Raw genomic sequence first — 20,580 nt, 5'->3', positions numbered from 1 at the left:
GGGCGTCTTCGCCGCAGCGGGGGGCGGTGGCCATGTCGGGCCAGGCACCATAATACCCCACGGCCGACGCCTGCACCAGCACCGCCGGAGGCACCGCCGGAAGGCCCGCGCCGTTCATGGCGCCCAGTGCCGCGGCCACTGCCTGCCCGGCCGCCACGCGGCTGTCCACGATGCGTGCCTTGCGCTGCGGCGTCCAGCGGCCCCCGGCAATGTTTTCACCCAGCAGATTGACCACCGCCTGCGCGCCCTCCAGCAGGCGGGTCAGCGATTCCGGGTCGCGTCCGTTCCATGGTGCGTGGACGATGCCGTGCACCACGGCGGCGCGCGGCGCGCGTGAGGGGATGGTGACCGTATCGCCCCGCGCCAGCAAGGCACGGGCGAGGGCCGAACCGATGAAGCCCGTGCCCCCAAGGATGACGACGTGCATGCAGAGACTCCGTGGCGTGTGCCGCAGTGGGCGGGAAAAGGTGCCGCAGCCGCGCACCATGCGCGGTCACGGAGTACCGGTATACGTTCCCTTATGCCACAGGAAGCTCGACGGTGACAACGGTGCCGGAGTTTCCGGGGGTGCGCTGCGCGGGGGACGCGCCGGGCGTCTCGGGCATGTCTTGCCGCATCGGTCCATCCGGCCCCTCTGGCGCGCGGGGGGCGGCATGGGCGCGCACGTAGCCGCGGTGATCCGACACCACCGACTTCACGATGGTCAGGCCAAGGCCCGTGCCGCCCTTCTTGCGCGAAAAGTAGGGTTCGAACAGGCGCGAACGTTCTTCCGGCGTCAGGCCGGGTCCGTTGTCGGCCACGTCCACCCGCACCAGGTTCAGGGCCGTGTTGTGCACGGCGGTGATGGTCACCGCGCCGTCGGTGCGGCCTTGCAGCACTTCCGCCGCGTTGGTCAGGATGTTCAGGAAGGCCCGGTGCAGCGCTTCCTGGTCCATGGGCAGCACCGGCAGCGGCGCGGGAATGTCCAGCGTCCACGAGATGTTGCTGTGGCTGTTGCGGAACAGGGCGGTCAGTTCCTCCAGCAGCGGGGTGAGGTTGCCGGGCCGGGGTGTTACCTCCGGCAGCTTGGCGAAGGCGGAGAATTCTTCCACCATCTGTTGCAGGTGTTCCACCTGGCGTACGATGAGGTCGGTGCACTGGCCGAACACGGGGTCGCCCACGGCACCGGCGAACTTGCGTTCCAGCCGCTGGGCCGAAAGTTTGATGGGGGTGAGCGGGTTCTTGATTTCGTGGGCGATGCGCCGCGCCACTTCGCGCCAGGCGGCCATGCGCTGCATGCGCTCAAGCTCGGTGATGTCCTCGAAAACGGCCACGGCGCCCCGGTACTCGCCTTCGGGCGTGGTGAGGCTGACGGAGGTGAGCAGCAGCTTCAGGGCGCGGTCGCCCTTGCCGTATTCCACCTGTCGCTGCCAGCGGCGACCGGGCCGCGCGCGCACCTCGTCCAGCATTTCGCGGTTCAAGGTCGCGTCTTCGTCGGAAAGGAACTCGCGCGGGTCGCGGCCCACGATCGTGTCCGGCTCCACCCCGAACATGGCGCAGGCGGCGGCGTTGATGGTGGCCACCCGGTCGTCCGGGCCGAAAGAGACCACCCCCGCCGCGATGTTGTCGAGCACGGTGGCGATGTACCGGCTGCGCTCGCCGATCTCCACGTTCTGCAGGGCCAGCATTTCGTTGACGTCGGTGAGTCGGGTGCGGCTGACGGACAGGTCTTCGGCCATGCGGTTGAACGAGCGCACCAGCAGCCCCAGTTCGTCGGTGGACGCGTCTTCCAGCCGGAAGGACAGGTCGCCCCGCGCGATGCGCTCGGTGCCTTTTGCCAGGGCCAGGATGGGTGCGGTGAGTTCCTTGGAAAGCCGGAAACCGAACCAGATGGCCCCCAGGATGATCAGCACGCTGAGCACCGCGAGGATGAACAGGAACGAAACCTTCAGCGGCCGCTTCAGCGTTTTCAGCTTCTTGTAATCGTCGAAGCCCTGGGCGATGCGTTCCAGCTTCAGCATCACCCCTTCACCGATGGATTCACCCACCACCAGATAGCCGGTGCGGCCACCGTCCACGGCCAGCACCCCGAAGACGTAGTCGGCGCTCTCGCCCTTCCACAGCAGCGACACGTAGCGCTGTGCCGCCGCCTGGTCCCAGGCGATCCTGCGCCGGGCTTCCTTCCAGGTGGGGGCCAGGTCCGGCGGGGCGTGCCAGTTCTGCTCCACCTGTCCAGGGGTGACCACCCCGGTCAGCGACAGGCCGTATTCCTTGCGCTTGCGTTCCAGCAGGGTATCCATGGCCTGACCGCCCCAGGTCAGGTGGCGGTCGGCTATTTCCGCCACGATTGATTCGCCGCGCGCGCGCAACCGGTCGGCGGAGGCGGTGTAGAAGCTGCGCCCCACGTCCAGGGCACTGTCCAGCGAAATTTCCACCTGGTTGTTGAACCAGTAGTCCACCGAGGTGCCCACCACCCGGTTGGAGGCCAGGAACATGATCACCGTGGGCACCAGCGACAGGGCCATGAAGGCCAGCACCAGCCGGGTGCGCAGGTGCGAACCGAACACCCGGCGGCGGCGCTCGAGAATCAGCTTCACTCCGTTGCGCAGCACGATGAACAGCACCACCAGCAACAGGATGAAGTTGATGTTCAGCAAAACGAGGAAGATGTAGGAATCGACGCCGAACAGGTTCAGTTCGACCCAGGTGGCCACCAGCATGGCCAACAGCACGCCCGCCGCCCCGTAGATTTCGCGCTGGCGGCGCTTGCGTTCACGCGAGTCGCTGGGGTTCACCCGGATGACGCGCGGGATGTCCTGGTCATCGTGCGGATGGCGCTGATCCGGGAGCCCGGCAGAACCACGCTCGCCCGACTGTCCGTCTGGCGGGCGGCCGGAGGGCGGGTCGGGCGTTACGGTGGGGCGGGCCATGGGGGGGGCGGGGGGTCAGTAGGTGAAGTCCTGCGTGAAGGTCGCGTCGGGCACGACTTCCCAGGACCAGAAGAACAGGGTGCGCGAAAGCCAGGGCGGCACGTCGGTGTGGCGCAGGGACAGGGCCAGCGAAACACGGTGCGGCTCACCCTTTTCCAGCCCGGCGATGGGGGCCAGCGGCAGCACCAGGCGTTTCCAGGTGCCCTCCAGCAGGCGGCCAAGGTTTTTGTCGCGCCAGGGGGCCTCGCGGCCTTCCAGACGCAGCTCGAACTCGCGGGTCAGGGTGTCATGCCGCAGCACGCAGGCAAAGGTCTTTTCGGCCAGGGTCACGTCGGGCAGCACGCCCCGGCGGCGGGTGAGCGTGGCCGTGCCGCGCAGTTCCATTTCCGCGCCGTCCTTCAACAGGTCGCGCAGGCCATCGGGATCGTCCACGCCAACGCCCAGGCGCAGCACCAGAGTGCCGTCACGGGTTTCGATGGCGAAGGTATCGAGCACGAACTGGCGTGGGGGCGCGGCCTGTGCCGGGGTGGCGGCGGTCAGCAGGAAGAGGGCGAGCAGGATGCACAGAAGAAGGGGAGAGGCAAGGCCGTTGGCGGCGGACAGGGCGCGCACGCCAAAAGGCCGGACCGGGGCGGGCCGGTGCGGCTGGGAGCAGGAACGGCGAAGCAGGGAGTGCGGCGGCATTGAGTGTCCTTGTCGTGGATGCCCGCTCAAGGCACCACGTTTTCGCACAGCCGGGGAATGATGGCAAGACGGTGACGGTGGTTGGGTGGGGGAAGTGTTGTGCGTTGTTGGGCACGACTGTCTTCGTAGAAGCCGCGTTCATCAACGCATGACGTTTCCCTCGCTCTTCCTTCCCATCGCACAACAAGAAAAGGGCCCCCGCCCGAAAGCGGAGGCCCTGTCTTACCTTCTTAATGGCGCAAGCCCTGCCTAGAAGATGTCCACCAGCAGCGGATTGTCTTCCAGGTCTTCCAGGAACTTGTCCGGGCGTTCCTTCTGTTCCGGCACCGAGATGTCGGAGTGCACGTACTCGCGGTAGCCGGTCCCGGCGGGGATCAGGCGACCCACGATGACGTTTTCCTTCAGGCCGCGCAGGTAGTCCATCTTGCCTCGCAGGGAGGCTTCGGTCAGCACCTTGGTGGTTTCCTGGAACGACGCCGCCGAGATGAACGACGAGGTGGTCAGCGAAGCCTGTGTGATGCCGAGCACCAGCGGCTCTGCAGTGGCCGGGGTGCGGCCCTCGCCCATGGCGCGGGAGTTTTCCTGACGGAATTCGCCCTTGTCCACCTGCTCGCCCACCAGGAAGCTGGTGCCGCCCGGATCGAGCACGGTGATCTTGCGCAGCATCTGGCGCACGATGACTTCGATGTGCTTGTCGTCGATACCCACGCCCTGGAAGCGGTACACTTCCTGGATTTCGTCCACCAGGTAGCGGGCCAGGAACTTCTCGCCCTTGGTGCGCAGGATGTCGTGCAGTTCCGGATGGCCTTCGGTCAGCAGTTCACCGGCTTCCACGAAGTCGCCGTCGGAAACGGTGATGTGCTTGCCCTTGGGCACCAGGTATTCCTTGGCCTCGCCCGTTTCGGGGGTGACCACCAGCTTGCGCTTGCCCTTGGTTTCACCGGCAAAGGTGACCGTACCGTCGATTTCGGACACCACGGCCATGTCCTTCGGCTTGCGCACTTCGAACAGCTCGGCCACGCGGGGCAGACCACCCACGATGTCCTTGGTCTTGGACGATTCACGCGGCTTGCGCGCGATGATGTCGCCGGCCTGCACTTCCTGCCCGGCCTTCACCATGATCAGCGCGCCGACGGGCAGCGAATACGTGGCGGGCAGGTTGCCGCTGCGTATCTTGGGGTCGCCGTTCTCGTCGCAGATGGAGATGGACGGACGGAAGTTGGTGGTGCGGTATTCGATGATCGACTGCGTGGTCATGCGCGTCGCGTCGTCCATCTTTTCCTGGTAGGTCTTGCCCTCGATGATGTCGGTGAACTTGACCGTACCTTCCACTTCCGAGACGAACGGTTCGTTGAACGGGTCCCATTCGGCAAGGATGACGCCCTTCTTGATCTCGCTGCCGTCGGCGACGTTCAGGCGGGAACCGTTGGGCAGGATGTACTTTTCGCGTTCGCGGCCCTGGTCGTCCACGATGGCGATCTGGCCGCTCTTGCCAAGCACCATCATCTGGCCGTCGCGGTTGCGCACGGCCTTCACGCGCGACAGGATCACGCGGCCCGGGTGCTGCGACACGATGCTGGAACGTTCGATTTCGCGCGACGCGGTGCCGCCGATGTGGAACGTGCGCATGGTCAGCTGGGTGCCCGGTTCGCCGATGGACTGGGCGGCGATGATGCCCACGGTCTCGCCGATGTTGACGAGGTGGCCGCGCGCGAGGTCGCGCCCGTAGCAGCGGGCGCACACGCCGCGCTCGCTCTGGCAGGTCAGGGCCGAACGGATGGTCACCGTGCTGATGCCCGTGGCTTCCAGGGTCTGGGCCACGTTTTCGTCGATCAGCGTGTTTTCGGGGAACAGCAGTTCGCGGGTTTCGGGGTCGAACACGGGGTACAGCAGCACGCGGCCCAGCACGCGGTCGGCCAGGCGCACCTTGATGTCGCCGCCCTTGACGAAGTGGCCGATCTCGATGCCGTCCACGGTGCCGCAGTCAAGCTCGCTGACGATGACGTCCTGCACCACGTCCACCAGGCGGCGGGTAAGGTAACCCGAGTTCGCCGTCTTCAGCGCGGTGTCGGCAAGGCCCTTTCGCGCGCCGTGGGTGGAGTTGAAGTACTGCAGCACGTCGAGGCCTTCGCGGAAGCTCGAGGTGATGGGCGTTTCGATGATTTCGCCCGAAGGCTTGGCCATCAGGCCGCGCATGCCCGCAAGCTGGCGCATCTGGTCCTGGTTGCCTCGCGCGCCAGAGGTGGACATCATGAAGATCGGGTTGAAGCTGCTGTTGACTTCTTCCTTCCCGGTCTTGGGGTCCACGAGGATGTCGTGCGAGATTTCCTTGGTCATCTCGTTGGAGATGTCCTGGGTGGCCTTGGTCCAGACGTCCACCACCTTGTTGTACTTTTCGGTACGGGTGATGATGCCGTCGCGGTACTGGCGTTCGATGTCGTCCACCTCGTTCTGCGAGGCTTCGAGCATGGCCTTCTTCTTGGACGGGATGCGCAGGTCCTTCACGCCGATGGTGATGCCCGCGCGCGTGGCGTATTCGTAGCCCACGTCCTTCAGGCGGTCGCACAGGATGACGGCGGCCTTGGTGCCCGCGTCACGGTAGGCGGCGCCCACCAGACGGGCGATGTTCTTCTTGGTCAGGGTGCAGTTGACGAACTCGAAGCCCACGCCGTTGGGCAGCACTTCCCAGACCAGGATGCGGCCGGGGGTGGTGTCCACGGTCTTGCCGTCTTCCATGCGCACCTTGACGCGCGCATGCAGCGAGACGGAGCCGGAATCGTAGGCCGCCACCACTTCCCACGGGGCGCAGAAGGCCATGCCCTCGCCCTTTTCGAACGAACGCTCCACGGTCATGTAGTACAGCCCGAGGACGATGTCCTGCGAGGGCACGATGACCGGCGAACCGTTGGCCGGGGAAAGGATGTTGTTGGTGCTCATCATGAGCACGCGGCATTCGATCTGCGCTTCGACCGAAAGGGGCACGTGCACGGCCATCTGGTCGCCGTCGAAGTCGGCGTTGTAGGCCGAGCAGACCAGCGGGTGCAGCTGGATGGCCTTGCCTTCGACCAGCAGGGGTTCGAAGGCCTGGATGCCCAGACGGTGCAGGGTGGGGGCGCGGTTGAGCAGGATGGGGTACTCGCGCACCACCTCTTCCAGGATGTCCCACACCACCAGTTCCTCGCGCTCCACCATCTTCTTGGCGCTCTTGATGGTGGAGGCCAGGCCTCTCTTTTCGAGCTCGGAATAGATGAAGGGCTTGAACAGTTCCAGCGCCATCTTCTTGGGCAGGCCGCACTGGTGCAGTTTCAGCTTGGGGCCCACCACGATGACCGAACGGCCGGAGTAGTCCACGCGCTTGCCGAGCAGGTTCTGGCGGAACCGGCCCTGCTTGCCCTTGATCATGTCCGACAGCGACTTCAGCGGGCGGCCGTTGGTGCCGGTGATGGCACGGCCGCGGCGACCGTTGTCGAACAGGGCGTCAACGGCTTCCTGCAACATGCGCTTTTCGTTGCGGATGATGATGTCGGGCGCGCCCAGTTCCATCAGCCGCTTGAGGCGGTTGTTGCGGTTGATGACGCGGCGGTACAGGTCGTTCAGGTCCGACGTGGCGAAGCGGCCGCCGTCCAGCGGAACCAGGGGGCGCAGTTCGGGCGGAATGACGGGGATGACTTCCATCACCATCCATTCCGGCTTGTTGGCCGACTCCAGGAACGCTTCGACGATCTTGAGGCGCTTGGTGAGCTTTTTCTTCTTGGTCTGCGACTTGGTGGCCTGCGATTCTTCGCGCAGCATGGCGCGCAGTTCCTCGAGGTTCAGTTCCTCGAGCAGGCTGCGCACGGCTTCGGCGCCCATGCCCACGACAAGGGCGTCCTCGCCGTAGTGGTCGATGACCTGAAGGTACTGGTCCTCGGAGATGACCTGCATCTTGGCGAGGTTGGTGCTGCCCGGATCGAGCACGATGTACGAGTCGAAGTACAGCACCTTTTCGAGGTCGGCCATGGTCATGTCGAGCAGGGTGCCGATCTTCGAGGGCAGGGTCTTCAGGAACCAGATGTGCGCGACGGGCGCGGCCAGTTCGATGTGGCCCATGCGTTCGCGGCGCACCTTGGAGGCGATGACCTCGACCCCGCACTTTTCGCACACGATGCCACGGTGCTTCATGCGCTTGTACTTGCCGCAGTTGCACTCGTAGTCCTTCACGGGCCCGAATATCTTGGCGCAGAACAGACCGTCCCGCTCGGGCTTGAAGGTGCGGTAGTTGATGGTCTCGGGCTTCTTCACCTCGCCGTACGACCATTCGCGAATGCTTTCCGGCGCGGCGATGGAGATCTGGATCGCCTTCAGGTTGCGGATGTTCGCGACGTTGGCCGACGCGCCCCGGACGGTGAACAGATCGTCTAAGGTCATATCGTGTCCCTACCCGAAAAGGTTGTTTGCACGCCTTCGGTGAGCAGGGGGGCTTGCCCCCTGCACCCCCACAAGAGGGGCTGTGGCCCCCTTGACCCCGTGTTCGTCACCCTTCGCGCGGTGCGCGGGTGCGACGGTTGAGGGGGGCGGAGAAAACGTTGTGCGTAGACGTATGAAAAGTTTTGGGGGGAGGGGCCGGGGAGAAAGACCTTCTTCAAAAGGTCCCCTCCCCGGCGGCTCTTACCCAAAATCGTATACCATTACAGCGCGTTCATGAAGCCGACGCGCTTCGGGCGCTTCTTGCCTTCTTCCTGGTGCAGCGTGACGTCGAGGCCCAGCGACATGAGTTCCTTGACGAGCACGTTGAACGATTCGGGCAGACCGGCTTCCAGGAAGTTGTCGCCCTTCACGATCTTCTCGTACATTTTCACGCGGCCGGTCACGTCGTCCGACTTCACGGTCAGGAATTCCTGCAGCAGGTAGGCCGCGCCGTACGCTTCCAGCGCCCACACTTCCATTTCACCCAAGCGCTGACCGCCGAACTGGGCCTTGCCGCCAAGGGGCTGCTGGGTCACCAGTGAGTAGGGGCCGGTGGAGCGGGCGTGAATCTTTTCGTCGACCAGGTGGTGGAGCTTCAGCATGTACATGACGCCGGTGGTGACACGGTTGTGGAACCGTTCACCGGTGCGGCCATCGTACAGCACGGTCTTGCCGTCCTCGTCGATGTTGGCCCGCACCAGCCACGACCAGATTTCCTCTTCCGCCGCGCCGTCGAACACGGGGGTCTTGGTCACGATGCCGCGGCCGAGCTTGGCCACGGCGGCGCGGAAGTCGTCGTCGTCCATGGAATCGACCAGCGAGTCGATGGCGGCGGAATCGAACGCCCGCTTCACCTCGTTGCGCAGTGCCTTCAGCGGGTCGTTGCGCTCCAGCATTTCGGCGAGCTGACGGCCCATTTCCTTGGCGGCCCACCCGAGGTGGGTTTCCATGATCTGGCCGATGTTCATACGCGAAGGCACGCCAAGGGGGTTCAGCACGATGTCCACCGGGCGACCGTCCGCGAAGAACGGCATGTCCTCGGCGGGCAGGATGCAGGAGACGACGCCCTTGTTCCCGTGACGGCCGGCCATCTTGTCACCCACCGAAAGCTTGCGCTTCACGGCGATGTAGACCTTGACCATCTTGATGACGCCGGGGGGCAGGTCGTCCCCTTCGGTCACCTTGCCGCGCTTGGATTCGTAGATGTTGCTGATGAACTGCACCTGCTGGTCATAGCTTTCCAGCAGGGCGTCCACGGCTTCGTTGACCTCGCGGTTCTTGAACAGCCCGGCGAACTTCTTCAGGGGCACGTCGGCCAGCATCTCGGCGGTGACGGAGGCACCGGCCTCGGCGATGACCTCGCCCTTCTTCTTGCCCGCCAGGGTGGTGGCGATCTGCTTGCCTTCCACCACGGCCATCAGCTTCACGCGGGTGGCGTCGCCAAGGCCGCGGATGTGGTCCTGTTCCTTGCGGTCCAGGCGGCCCAGTTCGTATTCCTCGATCAGGCGGGCGCGCTCGTCCTTTTCACCGGAGCGGCGGTTGAACACCTTGACCTCGATGACGGTGCCCTCGATGCCCGGGGGTACTTTGAGCGAGGTGTTCTTCACGTCGCGGGCCTTGTCGCCGAAGATGGCGCGCAGCAGCTTTTCTTCCGGGGTCAGCTGGGTTTCGCCCTTGGGGGTGATCTTGCCGACGAGGATGTCGTCCGGCTTCACGTTGGCCCCGATGCGAATGATCCCGCTGCCGTCCAGGTTGCGCAGCATGTCCTCGCCCACGTTGGGAATGTCGCGGGTGATTTCTTCCGGTCCCAGCTTGGTGTCGCGCGCGACGACTTCGAATTCTTCGATGTGCACCGAGGTGAAGGTGTCTTCCTTCACGGTGCGCTCGGAGATGAGGATGGAGTCTTCGAAGTTGTAGCCGCACCACGGCATGAACGCGACCACCAGGTTCTTGCCCAGGGCCAGTTCGCCGTCCTCGATGCCCGGGCCGTCGGCAAGGATGTCGCCTTTGACGACAACCTGGCCGGGGTGGCAGGTGGGCTTCTGACCGAAGCAGGAGTTCTGGTTGGACTTGTGGAACTTCTGCAGGTCGTACGCGCGCACGCCGCCCCGTTCGGGGTACAGGCCGTTTTCGTAGCTGACGATGATGCGGTCGGCGTCGGCGTAGCGCACGATGCCCGGACCTTCGGCGATGATGCACGCGCCGGAGTCCTGGGCCACCGGACCTTCCATGCCCGTGCCCACGATGGGCTTTTCGCACTGCAGCAGCGGCACGGCCTGGCGCTGCATGTTCGAACCCATGAGCGCGCGGTTGGCGTCGTCGTGTTCCAGGAACGGAATCAGCGCGGCGGAGATGGACACCATCTGGCTGGGCGAAACGTCCATCAGGGTCACTTCTTCGCGCGGGGACATGAGCACGTCGCCCTTGACGCGGGTGGTGACGTATTCGTCGGCCAGCTTGCCTTCGGCGTCGAAGGGCGCGTTGGCCTGGGCGATGACTTCACCGTGCTCGCGCGAGGCGTCGAGGTAGACCACTTCGCCGGTCATCTTGGTTTCGCGGATGACGTGGTACGGCGTCTCGATGAAGCCGTAGTCGTTCACCTTGGCGTAGGTGGTCAGCGACACGATGAGGCCGATGTTCGGACCTTCCGGCGTTTCGATGGGGCAGATGCGGCCGTAGTGCGAGGTGTGCACGTCGCGCACTTCGAAGCCCGCGCGTTCGCGGGTCAGGCCGCCGGGGCCCAGGGCGGACAGGCGGCGCTTGTGCGTCACTTCCGACAGGGCGTTGGTCTGGTCCATGAACTGCGAGAGCTGCGAGGTGCCGAAGAATTCCTTCAGCACGGCGGCCACCGGCTTGGGGTTGATCAGGTCGTGCGGCATGAGCGTGGAAACTTCCTGCAGGCTCATGCGTTCCTTGATCGCCCGTTCCATGCGCACAAGGCCGATGCGGTACTGGTTTTCCACCAGTTCGCCCACGGGCCGCACGCGGCGGTTGCCCAGATGGTCGATGTCGTCGGCCGGGCCGTGGCTGTCCTTCAGGTGCAGCAGCACGCGGATGGCGGTCAGGATGTCCTCGTCGGTCAGCACGCGCAGTTCCAGCGACTGGTCGAGGCCAAGGCGCTGGTTCAGCTTGTAGCGGCCCACCGGGGAAAGGTCGTAGTAGTCCGGGCTGCGGAACAGGTTGTCGAAGAAGCTTTCCGCGATTTCGGGCGTGGGCGGCGACGAGGGGCGCAGGCGGCGGTAGATTTCCACCTGGGCGGCTTCCTTGTCGGCGGTCTTGTCCAGCACCAGGGTGTCGCGCAGCGAGGACGAGGTGTCGATGCCCTTGGTGTGCAGGATGGGCAGGCGGTCGATGCCCGCCTCGCGCAGGCGTTCCTGCACGCCGGGGGTCACTTCGTCGGCGGCTTCGGCCAGCACTTCGCCGGTGGCCGGGTTCACCACGTCTTCGGCCAGGAACAGGCCGTCCAGGGTGTCGGCGGCCACTTCGATGGCTTCAAGACCCGCTTCGCAGATCTGGCGCCAGGCGCGCTTGGTGATGGGCTTGCCCGCCTTGACGAACACGGTGCCATCGGGGCCCGCGATGTCGGCAAAGGCCGAATCCTTGCGGAACATGTCCTTCTGCACTTCCCAGAACACGCGGCCATCGGCGGAAATGCGGTAGAACTCCTTCTTGTAGAAGTAGTCCAGAATGTCCGTCTTGGTCATGCCCATGGCCTTGAACAGGATGGTGGCGGGCATTTTGCGGCGGCGGTCGATGCGGACGTACAGGATGTCCTTGTGGTCGAAGTCGAAGTCGAGCCACGAGCCGCGCATGGGAATGACGCGGCAGGAATACAGCACCTTGCGGCTCGAATGGGTCTTGCCCGAATCGTGCTCGAAGATGATGCCCGGCGAACGCTGCAACTGGTTGACGATGACACGCTCGGTGCCGTTGATGATGAAGGTGCCCTTCTCGGTCATCAGCGGCAGGGTGCCGAAATAGATGTCCTGTTCCTTGATGTCGCGGATGGTGCGGTTGCCGGAATCGTCGTCGACGTCGTAAACCACGAGCCGCACCTTGATGCGGATGGGCGCTTCGTAGGTGAGGCCCTTCGAGATGCACTCCGCCTGGTCGAACTTGGGTTCGCCGATGTCGTAGCTGACGTATTCGAGGCTGGCGGTGCGGTTGAAGTCCTCGATGGGGAACACGGACCGGAAGACCCCTTCAAGGCCCTCGTCGGTCTTGCGTTCGGCAAGGCCTTCCTGAAGGAACTTGACGTACGAGTCCACCTGAAGGTTCAGGAGGTGCGGAATGCCGAGCGATACGGGAATCTTGCCGAACTTTTTCGTGAGTTGGCCCATGGTTTCACCTCAGAAAGACGGTTTTCCGGCGGGGCTCTCAGCGCGAGAGGCCGAACGACCCGTGCGGGTCGGATGGAGCGGACGCGTGCACGGCACGCTGGCAGCGGGACCGGCGGCGTGGCCATGGTCCCGCGATTCGGGGGCAACGGGCGCGTGATGCGCGGCTGCCGGGGCGAAGCGACAACGAAAGGCGGCCGCGCGAAGGGGGGTACCCTTCAACGCCGTACCGCGGACAAGGCAAAGCGGACGCGCGACAAGAGCGACGCGCCCACCGGAAAGGCTGTCGGTTCGGGGGGTAGAAAAGAGGGGTGCAGCGTACAACGTACCGCCCGGGTCAGGAGCTGGATTGGTGCGAAGTGAGTTCGACCAAATTGCAACAATAGTCGTTTCGGAAAAATTATGCAAGTCCGTGCGGCTTGCCGCGTACTCGCTTCCGATCCAACGTGGCATTCCCGTGGGAAAGCCCGTCCCGTCATCCCGTCCCATCCCGTCCCGTGAAGACCGCGACCGCATGCATCTGCCGGAAATTCCGGAACATGTCCCTGGTTCGTGGCCGCCACCCGAAATGCCATTCTGCCGTACGGGGCGACAAAGCAGAAGAAGCGCGGGCGATGAACTCGCCCGCGCCATTCCGATCGCCTGTGCGGCGCAGCGAACCGAGTCTACTTGATTTCGACTTCGGCGCCGGCTTCCACCAGCTGCTTCTTGGCTTCTTCGGCTTCTTCCTTGGAAACGGCTTCCTTCAGGGTGGAGGGAGCGCCGTCAACCTTGTCCTTGGCTTCCTTGAGGCCAAGGCCGGTCAGGGCGCGCACAACCTTGATGACGCCGATCTTGTTGGCGCCAGCGGCCTTCAGGATAACGTCGAATTCGGTCTTTTCTTCTTCGGCCGGGGCGGCTTCAGCGGGACCGGCGGCAACCATGGCCATGGCCGGAGCGGCGGCGGACACGCCGAACTTTTCTTCAAGTTCCTTGATGAACTCGGAAAGTTCGAGGACGGTCATGTTGGCGATGAATTCGACGACCTGTTCCTTGGTGATGCTGGACATGATTTGCTCCTTTCGGGTGTCTTTGGCGTAAGGGTTGGGTTCGATTCCGGTGTTGCCTAGGCCGCGGCCTTCTTCTCTTCAATGCCCTTCAGGGCATAGAGAAGGCCACGGATGATGTTGGCGAACAGCGAAACGAAGTTGGTGGGCACGGCGTTCATCGTGCCAAGAGCGCGCGCGATCAGTTCGGGCTTGCTGGGCAGCTTGGCGAGGTCAGAGACCTGTTCCCCGGAAAGGAACTTGCCTTCAAGGCTGCCGTGGCGCACCGCAAAGATCTTGCTCGTCTTGGCAAAGTCGGTAACCGCCTTTGCCACAGCGACGGGATCAGCGAACCCAAGGGCGACGGCGCAGTTCTCTTTGAACACGTCTTTGATGACGTCATGCGCTCCGTCGGTAAAGGCGATCCGTGCCAGGGTGTTCTTCACGACGTGGTATTCCGCGCCGCTTTCACGAAGCTTCACTCTGAGACGGGTCAGCTCTTCCACCGACATACCCTTGAAGTCGGTCACGACCGCGATGGAAGCGCCTTCAGCACGAGCTTTCAGCTGCTCGATGATGGCTGCTTTCTCGGACCTGTTCACGTGACTCTCCTCAGGTTCGGGTGTGTCTGGGTGGAAATGCCGAGCCAAAGACACAGTTGTCTCGGCAGGGCTTAACGCAAGGGCGGAGAACCCGTGCTGCCTGCTTTCTTCGACTCGTATTTCCGGGCCTGTAGCCGGTAAAGGCCCGACTGCAAGCAGTCGGGCCAAATATCACCGAAGGGGTTAGCCTTCGAGGAACTTCTTGATGGTGGTCGGGTCAACCTTGAAGCCGGGGCCCATGGTGGTGGAAACCGCCATGGCCTTCATGTAGGTGCCCTTGGCCGTGGCCGGCTTCAGGCGGGTCACGGTATCAAGCAGCGACTTCAGGTTGTCCAGGATCTTTTCGGGACCGAAGGACACCTTGCCGAGCGGAGCATGCAGCACGCCGGCCTTGTCGACCTTGAATTCCACGCGGCCAGCCTTGGTTTCCTTCACAGCGGTGGCCACGTCGAAGGTAACGGTGCCGGTCTTGGCGTTGGGCATCAGGCCGCGGGGGCCGAGCACGCGACCGATCTGGCCGACCAGGGCCATGACGTCGGGGGTGGCGATGGCCTTGTCGAAGTCCAGCCAGCCTTCCTTGATCCTGGCGACCAGTTCTTCGGCACCGGCAAAGTCGGCACCGGCGGCCTTGGCTTCGGCTTCCTTGTCGCCCTTGCAGAACACCGCCACGCGCACGGTCTTGCCGAGGCCATGGGGCAGGGTGACGGCGCCGCGCACCATCTGGTCGGAGTACTTGGGATCGACGCCGAGGCAGATGGCCACGTCGACGGTTTCGTCGAACTTGGCGAACGAAGCCGCAAGGGACTTGGCCACCGCGTCTTCGAGGGTGAAGATTTCGGCGATGTCGCGTCCTTCAGTCGCCGAACGATATTTCTTGCCGTGCTTGGGCATTGTACCCACCTTTTCCTTTTGCTGACGTTCGCAATCTCCTGCCGCCATGGTCACGCGTTCTCAAGGTGGAGACATGCGCCCCGGCTTGGCCGGGAAGGCCGACATTGTCGGCGGACGGCAGTGCAACTGATCCGAAACGCTACTTGATTTCGATGCCCATGCTCCGGGCGGTGCCCAGAACGGAGCGGGTGGCCGCATCGAGATCCTTGGCGGTGAGGTCGGGCAGCTTCAGCTTCGCGATCTCTTCAACCTGCGCCATGGTCACCGACCCGACCTTGTTCCGGTTCGGTTCGCCAGAGCCCTTTTCGAGCTTGGCAGCCTTCAGCAGCAGCACGGAAGCGGGCGGGGTCTTGGTGATGAACGTGAAGGAACGGTCGGAGTAGACGGTGATCACCACGGGGGTGATCATGCCCTTCTGCTCCATGGTCTTCGCGTTGAAAGTCTTGCAGAATTCCATGATGTTCAGCCCGTGCTGGCCGAGCGCGGGACCGACCGGCGGGGAAGGGTTGGCCGCCCCGGCCGGAATCTGCAGCTTGATCTTGGCAACTTCTTTCTTAGCCATTGTTCTGTCCCTCTATGGGCGGCGCGGGCCGCGATGGTTACCGCGCAAAATCATCGAAAGGGGGCTAGCCCTTGGAAACCTGGACGAAGTCCAGCTCGACCGGGGTCTGTCTGCCGAAGATGGAGACCGACACCCTGAGTTTGCCCTTGTCGTAGTTGACGTCCTCGACGACGCCATTGAAGCCGCCGAAAGGCCCGTCTATGACGCGAACCTCGTCCCCGCGCTCGAAGTTGAACTTCGGACGGGGCTGCTCCTGCCGCGATTCCATCATGGTCAGGATGCGTTCCGCTTCGCTGTCACGCATGGGGGTCGGACGGTTCTTGCCGCCGACGAATCCGGTAACCTTGGGTATGGACTGGACGAGATGCCACGAGAAATCCGTCATGGCCATCTTGACCATGACGTATCCGGGGTAGAACTTCCGCGTGGAGGTCCGCTTCTCGCCCTTGACGAGCTCGATGACCTTCTCGGTGGGCACCACGACCTCTTCGATGAGTCCCTGCGCCTGACCGGTACGGATCATCTCGCGTATGGTCTGTTCGACACGCTGCTCGAAGCCCGAGTACGTATGGACGATGAACCAGCGGGCCTTGGCTGTCGTGGGGATCGATTCGGTCATTGGGGTGTCCATCACGAGAGGATGTATTCGACGAGCTTGGTCAGCCCAAGGTCCACGACACCGAGGAACAGGGACATGACGAAAACGAGAACGAGCACGGCGATGCCCGTTGCCGTGGTTTCCTTGCGCGTGGGCCAGGTGACCTTGCGCAGTTCGCCCTTGGCTTCCTCGAAGTAGTCCCTGAGCTGGGTGATCTTGTCGCCGATGCCGTTGCCGGAATCGGCGGGGGTCGCCTCGGGCGCGTTCTGCTGCTTTTTCGCCATGGTCGCCTCTGGAGCCATTTCGACTGGTCGACTTGCCATCGTTCGGGGGGGACCGGCCCGCCCGGCGGGCGAACCAAGCGGTTCGCCGGGCCGGGCGGAAAGGTGCCGTGGGGCGCCTTGGCACGTTGCCGTGCACTGTCCCGCTAGGAAAGGAGATGGCAGGGCAGGAGGGATTCGAACCCCCAACATCCGGTTTTGGAGACCGGCGCTCTAGCCGTTAGAGCTACTGCCCTGCACTATGAGGATACTACTTGGTTTCGCGATGAACCGTGTGTTTCTTGTCCCAGGGACAATACTTCTTCAGTTCGATACGGCCGGTAGTATTCTTCTTGTTCTTGACGGTCGCGTAATTGCGTCGCTTGCACTCGGTGCAGGCGAGCAGGAGATTGACGCGCATCGTTTACTCCAGGATTTCGGAGACCACGCCCGCGCCAACGGTGCGGCCGCCTTCGCGGATGGCGAAGCGCAGGCCCTGCTCCATGGCGATGGGGGCAATCAGTTCCACGGTGAAGGTGGAGTTGTCGCCGGGCATGACCATTTCGACGCCGTCAGCCAGCGCGATGATGCCGGTGATGTCGGTGGTACGGAAGTAGAACTGCGGACGGTAGCCCGAGAAGAACGGCGTGTGACGGCCGCCTTCTTCCTTGGACAGGACGTACACTTCGGCCTTGAACTTGCGGTGCGGCTTGATGGACTTGGGAGCGGCAAGAACCTGGCCGCGTTCCACGTCTTCACGCTTGATGCCGCGCAGCAGGGCACCGATGTTGTCGCCAGCCTGGCCCTGATCGAGCAGCTTGCGGAACATTTCGACGCCGGTGCAGGTCGACTTGACGGTGTCCTTGATGCCGACGATTTCGACTTCTTCGCCGACCTTGATGATGCCGCGTTCCACACGACCGGTCACCACGGTGCCGCGGCCGGAGATGGAGAACACGTCTTCGATGGGCATCAGGAAGGGCTTGTCGATGTCGCGCTGCGGTTCGGGAATGTAGCTGTCGCAGGCGTCGAGCAGGGCCACGACCGGAGCGGCGTCGGCGGAGTTGGGATCGTCGGTTTCAAGGGCCTTCAGGGCCGAACCGCGGATCACCGGGATGTCGTCGCCGGGGAAGCCGTAGAGGGAGAGCAGTTCGCGAACTTCGAGTTCCACGAGTTCGAGCAGCTCTTCGTCGTCCACCATGTCGCACTTGTTCAGGAACACCACCAGGTAGGGCACGCCGACCTGACGGGCGAGCAGGATGTGCTCACGGGTCTGGGGCATGGGACCGTCGGTGGCGGCGACCACCAGGATACCGCCGTCCATCTGGGCGGCGCCGGTGATCATGTTCTTGATGTAGTCGGCGTGGCCGGGGCAGTCCACGTGGGCGTAGTGGCGGGTGGCGGTTTCGTATTCGACGTGGGCGGTGGCGATGGTGATGCCACGTTCCTTTTCTTCGGGAGCCTTGTCGATTTCGTCGAACGCCACGAACTTGCCGTTGCCGCGCAGACCGGCCACCTTGGTGATGGCGGCGGTCAGAGTGGTCTTGCCGTGGTCAATGTGGCCGATGGTGCCGATGTTGACATGCGGCTTCTTGCGTTCAAATTTTTCCTTACCCATAGGTGTTCTCCCTGGCGTGGTTTTCTTCTTGCGTTAATCGTTAGGCGCGGAAATGGAGCCCACAATGAGACTTGAACTCATGACCTCTTCCTTACCAAGGAAGTGCTCTACCGCCTGAGCTATGTGGGCCGATTGCTTGCTTGAGGAGAACCCGGGCTAGGATGGAGCGGGAAACGAGACTCGAACTCGCAACCCTCAGCTTGGAAGGCTGATGCTCTAGCCACTTGAGCTATTCCCGCACGTCCAGCTGGTAGCCGTACTTCCAGGAAGCCGTAGTTCTCCGACAGGCCTTCCTGTCTCCTACAGCCAAGATAGCTTGTCAAGTGGTGGAGGGGGGTGGATTTGAACCACCGAAGTCTTACGACGACAGATTTACAGTCTGTTCCCTTTGGCCACTCGGGAACCCCTCCACTGTGGAGCTGGCGATGGGACTCGAACCCGCAACCGGCTGATTACAAATCAGCTGCTCTGCCAGTTGAGCTACGCCAGCCAACGAGAAAGGCCTTCTACCCGCTCCCCTGGGAAAAGGCAATAGGGAAAAGCGGGGCAAAGAGCGTTTTTTTGTGCATTGGGTGACGGATTGGCGTCCGGCGCGGTTTTGCGGGCACAATTTTGTGGGCTTTGGCGCAAGGGATGATGGCTTCGGGTGCCTGTGCAAGGGGGGTGATGGCCGGATGGCCGATGCCCGCATGCGGCGGCGCCCACGTGCCCTGTCGGGAAGGCTCTGCGGCAGGTCGGCAGGTCGCTGGCCTGACGATGCCCCTGCGTTGCCCTGACGCTGTCTCTGTCAGCGGGATGGGCAGTGTTGGGAGGTTGCCGTGCTGGCGGTGCTCCCCTTGCGGCCAATGTGGCCGACGCGACCCTTGCGGTCCGTGTGGGCCATCATGGCGCGTCGCGGGCGTTGGCGACGGGTTTTCGCCCCTGGCCTCGTTGCGTGCCACGTGGCGCCCAATCATTATAATAAGTGGGTATCCGAAACCGGCCCGCATGCCTGTACCGCGCATTCGCTTGCAGCGTTGACTTTGGCCTGTGCGCGCCTGTGGGGCGGGCGTCGTGCCCTTTCCGCCGCGCACAACGAAAAGGGCCGCCCGAAGGCGGCCCGGAAAGGCGAGAGAAAACGGCGGCTAGGCCGTCACGGGGTGGCCCACATGCGCCGGCGCATGGGCCGGCGCAACGGCGGGGCGGCGAACTGCCCGTTCGGCGGCGGGTTCGTCCAGGGTCACTTCCTGCAGGTAGATGTCCGCGTTCTCGGTCAGCACGCGCAGGAAGCTGTTGTTCAGGGCGTGGCCAGAGCAGTGCACGATGAAGTGCCCCTGCAGCGGGGTGCCCAGCATGGCCATGTCGCCGATGAAGTCCAGGATCTTGTGGCGCACGAATTCGTCGGGAAAGCGCAGGCCGTCGTCGTTGAGCACGGCGTAGTCGTCGAGCACCACGGCGTTGTCCAGCGAACCGCCAAGGGCCAGGCCCTTGCTGTGCATGTACTCCACCTCGCGCAGAAAGCCGAAGGTGCGCGCCTTGGCCACTTCGGCGAAGGTGCGGGGGGTTACCTCCAGGCTCATGTGCTGCACGCCGATGAGCGGATGGGCGAAGTCGATGGTGTAGTCCACGCGAAAGCCGTCGTAGGGCAGGGCGCGGATGGACTTGCCGTCGCTTTCGTGGCTGATGGGCTTGGCGATGCGCAGCACGCGGCGGGCGCGCGACTGGGTGCGGATGCCCGCGTTGCGCAGCAGCATGACGAAGGAGGCGGCACTGCCGTCCATGATGGGCACTTCGCCGCCCTGCACCTCGATGATCATATTGTCGATCTCAAGGCCGCGGATGGCGGCGAGCAGGTGCTCCACGGTGGCCACCGAAGCGTCATGCCCGTTGCCGGATACGCCAAGGGTGGTGGCAAGGCCGGTGGCGACCACCGACTGGGGATTGGGGGCCACGCGGCGCACGCCCTGGGCGGTATGGATATCGAACACGATGCCAGTGTCTTCGGGGGCGGGACGCATGGTCAGGTGGACCATCTTGCCGCCGTGCAGGCCGACGCCCGAGCAATCGATGTTCTTCTTGATGGTGGTCTGGTTCATAACCCCTCCGCCCCCGTTAGAGCATGAACCGTGCCAAAATCTAGACTTTTGCAAGGTGTTTGAATTGTAAGGTTTATGTTTGCGGTGGAGTGTGCGCGAGTGTGTGTTTCACGCACTTGTGTGGCTTTTGCGCATCAGCCTGCGTGGTGCGGAAAACACACATTCCGGTGGCGTCCGCATGGCGTATCGTCGCCGCGCACTCGTGTGTGCGTCACGATGCCCAGTCCAGAATGCCTGACGGCCAAGGGCGCAGGCAGCCGTCCCCTGCGCGATCACGCCCGCGTGTGCGTGTGTCCGTCCCTTGTGCTGTCGGGGTGGTGTGCCTCTGTCACGCGCCTGATTCGCGCCGTGCCACCACGTACCGGTCAAGCCCGGCCAGGTCCCGGCGGATGTCCACCTGGGCCCACAGCCGAGAGTACGGCAAGAACAGGTCGGCCACGGCCTGCCCCTGCGCGCAGCCGAACTCCATCAGGAACAGCCCGCCGGGGCGAAGCGCCCGGCCCGCCTCGGCCACCAGTATCCGCGCGTGGCCCAGGCCGTCCGCCCGGCCTTGCGTGGCGGCAGTGTCGTCCA

At 63.8% G+C, this 20,580-nt stretch carries 14 protein-coding genes, 5 tRNA genes and 1 pseudogene; all 20 read right to left on the bottom strand.

Annotated features, from left to right (window positions below; genetic code table 11):
* On the bottom strand, positions 1 to 427 hold a 427-nt coding region (locus tag FVW27_RS08205), incomplete at its 3' end, for an NAD-dependent epimerase/dehydratase family protein (RefSeq protein ID WP_167124225.1).
* A 91-nt stretch (positions 428 to 518) separates the two neighbouring features.
* Complete coding sequence (locus FVW27_RS08200; protein ID WP_208294700.1) at positions 519 to 2,909, bottom strand: sensor histidine kinase; 2,391 nt, start codon at positions 2,907 to 2,909, stop codon at positions 519 to 521.
* Between the two features lie 15 nt (positions 2,910 to 2,924).
* On the bottom strand, positions 2,925 to 3,593 hold the full coding sequence (locus tag FVW27_RS08195; RefSeq protein WP_167124223.1) for a DUF4390 domain-containing protein: 669 nt from the start codon (positions 3,591 to 3,593) through the stop codon (positions 2,925 to 2,927).
* Positions 3,594 to 3,842: 249 nt separating this feature from the next.
* Entirely contained in the window at positions 3,843 to 8,000 is a 4,158-nt protein-coding gene (gene rpoC, locus FVW27_RS08190) for a DNA-directed RNA polymerase subunit beta' (RefSeq protein WP_167124220.1), read from the bottom strand.
* Between the two features lie 260 nt (positions 8,001 to 8,260).
* Positions 8,261 to 12,379 (bottom strand): DNA-directed RNA polymerase subunit beta, encoded by a 4,119-nt coding sequence (gene rpoB / locus FVW27_RS08185; RefSeq protein ID WP_167124218.1) that lies wholly within the window; start codon positions 12,377 to 12,379, stop codon positions 8,261 to 8,263.
* Between the two features lie 662 nt (positions 12,380 to 13,041).
* Entirely contained in the window at positions 13,042 to 13,425 is a 384-nt protein-coding gene (gene rplL, locus FVW27_RS08180) for a 50S ribosomal protein L7/L12 (protein ID WP_035066574.1), read from the bottom strand.
* A 56-nt stretch (positions 13,426 to 13,481) separates the two neighbouring features.
* Positions 13,482 to 14,003, bottom strand: coding sequence for a 50S ribosomal protein L10 (gene rplJ, locus FVW27_RS08175; RefSeq protein ID WP_167124216.1), 522 nt, complete (start codon positions 14,001 to 14,003; stop codon positions 13,482 to 13,484).
* 183 nt (positions 14,004 to 14,186) lie between these two features.
* Complete coding sequence (gene rplA / locus FVW27_RS08170) at positions 14,187 to 14,894, bottom strand: 50S ribosomal protein L1 (RefSeq protein WP_167124214.1); 708 nt, start codon at positions 14,892 to 14,894, stop codon at positions 14,187 to 14,189.
* Between the two features lie 139 nt (positions 14,895 to 15,033).
* Entirely contained in the window at positions 15,034 to 15,456 is a 423-nt protein-coding gene (gene rplK / locus FVW27_RS08165) for a 50S ribosomal protein L11 (protein WP_167124212.1), read from the bottom strand.
* A 64-nt stretch (positions 15,457 to 15,520) separates the two neighbouring features.
* Positions 15,521 to 16,075: a transcription termination/antitermination protein NusG gene (nusG, locus tag FVW27_RS08160; RefSeq protein ID WP_012612580.1), complete on the bottom strand. Its 555-nt coding sequence runs from the start codon at positions 16,073 to 16,075 to the stop codon at positions 15,521 to 15,523.
* 11 nt (positions 16,076 to 16,086) lie between these two features.
* Positions 16,087 to 16,338: a preprotein translocase subunit SecE gene (gene secE, locus FVW27_RS08155; RefSeq protein ID WP_012612579.1), complete on the bottom strand. Its 252-nt coding sequence runs from the start codon at positions 16,336 to 16,338 to the stop codon at positions 16,087 to 16,089.
* Between the two features lie 156 nt (positions 16,339 to 16,494).
* Positions 16,495 to 16,571: transfer RNA gene (locus FVW27_RS08150), tRNA-Trp, on the bottom strand.
* A gap of 14 nt (positions 16,572 to 16,585) precedes the next feature.
* Positions 16,586 to 16,735 carry a 50S ribosomal protein L33 gene (gene rpmG, locus FVW27_RS08145; protein WP_007523971.1) on the bottom strand — a complete coding sequence of 50 codons (150 nt, stop codon included), beginning with the start codon at positions 16,733 to 16,735 and terminating at the stop codon, positions 16,586 to 16,588.
* A gap of 3 nt (positions 16,736 to 16,738) precedes the next feature.
* A complete protein-coding gene (tuf, locus tag FVW27_RS08140; protein ID WP_012612578.1) occupies positions 16,739 to 17,932 on the bottom strand; it encodes an elongation factor Tu in 1,194 nt (397 codons plus the stop codon).
* A gap of 53 nt (positions 17,933 to 17,985) precedes the next feature.
* Positions 17,986 to 18,061, bottom strand: a tRNA-Thr gene (locus tag FVW27_RS08135).
* A 33-nt stretch (positions 18,062 to 18,094) separates the two neighbouring features.
* A tRNA-Gly gene (locus FVW27_RS08130) sits at positions 18,095 to 18,171 on the bottom strand.
* Positions 18,172 to 18,256: 85 nt separating this feature from the next.
* Positions 18,257 to 18,342 (bottom strand) — tRNA-Tyr (locus FVW27_RS08125).
* A gap of 4 nt (positions 18,343 to 18,346) precedes the next feature.
* Positions 18,347 to 18,422: transfer RNA gene (locus FVW27_RS08120), tRNA-Thr, on the bottom strand.
* Between the two features lie 634 nt (positions 18,423 to 19,056).
* Entirely contained in the window at positions 19,057 to 20,007 is a 951-nt protein-coding gene (gene lpxC, locus FVW27_RS08115) for a UDP-3-O-acyl-N-acetylglucosamine deacetylase (RefSeq protein ID WP_167124209.1), read from the bottom strand.
* Positions 20,008 to 20,335: 328 nt separating this feature from the next.
* A pseudogene (locus FVW27_RS08110) lies at positions 20,336 to 20,580 on the bottom strand (peptide chain release factor N(5)-glutamine methyltransferase); the annotation flags it as partial.

The sequence above is a fragment of the Nitratidesulfovibrio liaohensis genome, assembly GCF_011682075.1.
GTDB lineage: Bacteria > Desulfobacterota > Desulfovibrionia > Desulfovibrionales > Desulfovibrionaceae > Cupidesulfovibrio > Cupidesulfovibrio liaohensis.
Note: the sequence above shows the minus strand (reverse complement) of the source record. Positions and strands in the feature narration are given on the sequence as shown.

Excerpts from the sequence above, each read along its gene's own strand:
- FVW27_RS08200 (WP_208294700.1), bottom strand. The coding sequence starts at position 2,909 with ATGGCCCGCCCCACCGTAACGCCCGACCCGCCCTCCGGCCGCCCGCCA.
- FVW27_RS08195 (WP_167124223.1), bottom strand. The coding sequence starts at position 3,593 with ATGCCGCCGCACTCCCTGCTTCGCCGTTCCTGCTCCCAGCCGCACCGG.
- rpoC (WP_167124220.1), bottom strand. The coding sequence starts at position 8,000 with ATGACCTTAGACGATCTGTTCACCGTCCGGGGCGCGTCGGCCAACGTC.
- rpoB (WP_167124218.1), bottom strand. The coding sequence starts at position 12,379 with ATGGGCCAACTCACGAAAAAGTTCGGCAAGATTCCCGTATCGCTCGGC.
- rplL (WP_035066574.1), bottom strand. The coding sequence starts at position 13,425 with ATGTCCAGCATCACCAAGGAACAGGTCGTCGAATTCATCGCCAACATG.
- rplA (WP_167124214.1), bottom strand. The coding sequence starts at position 14,894 with ATGCCCAAGCACGGCAAGAAATATCGTTCGGCGACTGAAGGACGCGAC.
- rplK (WP_167124212.1), bottom strand. The coding sequence starts at position 15,456 with ATGGCTAAGAAAGAAGTTGCCAAGATCAAGCTGCAGATTCCGGCCGGG.
- nusG (WP_012612580.1), bottom strand. The coding sequence starts at position 16,075 with ATGACCGAATCGATCCCCACGACAGCCAAGGCCCGCTGGTTCATCGTC.
- secE (WP_012612579.1), bottom strand. The coding sequence starts at position 16,338 with ATGGCGAAAAAGCAGCAGAACGCGCCCGAGGCGACCCCCGCCGATTCC.
- rpmG (WP_007523971.1), bottom strand. The coding sequence starts at position 16,735 with ATGCGCGTCAATCTCCTGCTCGCCTGCACCGAGTGCAAGCGACGCAAT.
- tuf (WP_012612578.1), bottom strand. The coding sequence starts at position 17,932 with ATGGGTAAGGAAAAATTTGAACGCAAGAAGCCGCATGTCAACATCGGC.
- lpxC (WP_167124209.1), bottom strand. The coding sequence starts at position 20,007 with ATGAACCAGACCACCATCAAGAAGAACATCGATTGCTCGGGCGTCGGC.